At 55.4% G+C, this 1214-nt stretch carries 2 protein-coding genes; both read right to left on the bottom strand.

Annotated features, from left to right (window positions below; genetic code table 11):
- Positions 1-264, bottom strand: a 264-nt coding sequence (locus tag ACOCD2_RS20765; protein ID WP_419626028.1) for a hypothetical protein, incomplete at its 3' end; no start/stop codon positions are given.
- A 60-nt stretch (positions 265-324) separates the two neighbouring features.
- Positions 325-891: a dCTP deaminase gene (gene dcd / locus ACOCD2_RS20760; protein WP_293650532.1), complete on the bottom strand. Its 567-nt coding sequence runs from the start codon at positions 889-891 to the stop codon at positions 325-327.
- Positions 892-1214: the final 323 nt, after the last annotated feature.

Raw genomic sequence — 1214 nt, 5'->3', positions numbered from 1 at the left:
TCGCTGCCAGCCATGGAGAGCGAAGCGAAGGCTGGTAGTCCCCAGTAGCCGCGAGGCCGCACTGTTTTCCCGGCGTGCCTTGCGCCAGAGGGAAAACAAAGTAGGCCTCCGAACGCGGCGTACAGTCATTGGGAGCCAAGTACGGAGCAGCAACGAGCTTGCGAAGTTGTTGTGTAGTGCTTGGTGACCAGGACGGCTGGGGCACGAATAGGTTGTCAAAGGCCGAGTCGATTTTGGGGACTGGGATGTCCCAAAATCTATCACGAGGTCGAAGACACGCTTGCATCAGTGGTGTGGCCAGCGGATTCATGAAAGCTAGCCGGATCAGGCCTTGGGCAGGGTCACGCCCTTCTGTTTCTGGTACTTGCCACCTCTGTCCCGGTAGGAAGTCTCGCAGGTTTCATCGGATTCGAAAAACAGCATTTGCGCCACGCCTTCATTGGCGTAGATCTTGGCCGGCAATGGAGTGGTGTTGGAAAACTCCAGTGTCACGTGCCCTTCCCACTCGGGTTCCAGGGGCGTGACGTTGACGATGATGCCACAGCGCGCGTAGGTGGATTTCCCCAGGCAGATGGTGAGCACGCTGCGCGGAATACGGAAGTACTCCACGGTGCGCGCCAGCGCAAAAGAGTTCGGCGGGATGATGCAGACATCGGATTTCACGTCCACGAAACTGCTGTCGTCGAAATTCTTCGGATCCACCACGGCTGAGTTGATATTGGTGAAGATCTTGAACTCATCAGCACAGCGCACGTCATAACCGTAACTGGATGTGCCGTAGGAAATCATGCGCCCGTAAGCACCCTCACGCATCTGCCCCGGCTCGAACGGATCGACCATGCCCTCTTCTTGCGCCATACGGCGAATCCAGGTGTCCGACTTGATACTCATTGCTGTGCTGTTCCCGACAAAATATAAACCTGCGCAAGTATAACCAAAAAAGCCGGGCTATTGCCCGGCTTCACACATTATTCAGACCTGACACAGCCTGCGTTCAAACTGTCGCCTGGCGCCTCATGGGAAGATGTCTCAGATCCTCCCGTGTTTCTCTGCCTTTTCACACAGCATATCCAGATCCGCCGCTTCGAAAAACTGTAAGCGCCCAAGAATCCACACCTGTTTTCCCGACCTGACCCCGTGCAGACTTTCTCCTGAAATTTCACGACACAGGAGAAATCGATGGACATGTCTGATGCCACCGAAGGCGCGTCATT

This window comes from Thiolapillus sp., from assembly GCF_048562965.1.
GTDB classification, from domain to species: Bacteria; Pseudomonadota; Gammaproteobacteria; order Chromatiales; family Chromatiaceae; genus Thiolapillus; species Thiolapillus brandeum_A.
Note: the sequence above shows the minus strand (reverse complement) of the source record. Positions and strands in the feature narration are given on the sequence as shown.

Bases quoted from the DNA above. Each gene is read 5' to 3' on its own strand.
- dcd (WP_293650532.1), bottom strand. From the start codon at position 891: ATGAGTATCAAGTCGGACACCTGGATTCGCCGTATGGCGCAAGAAGAG.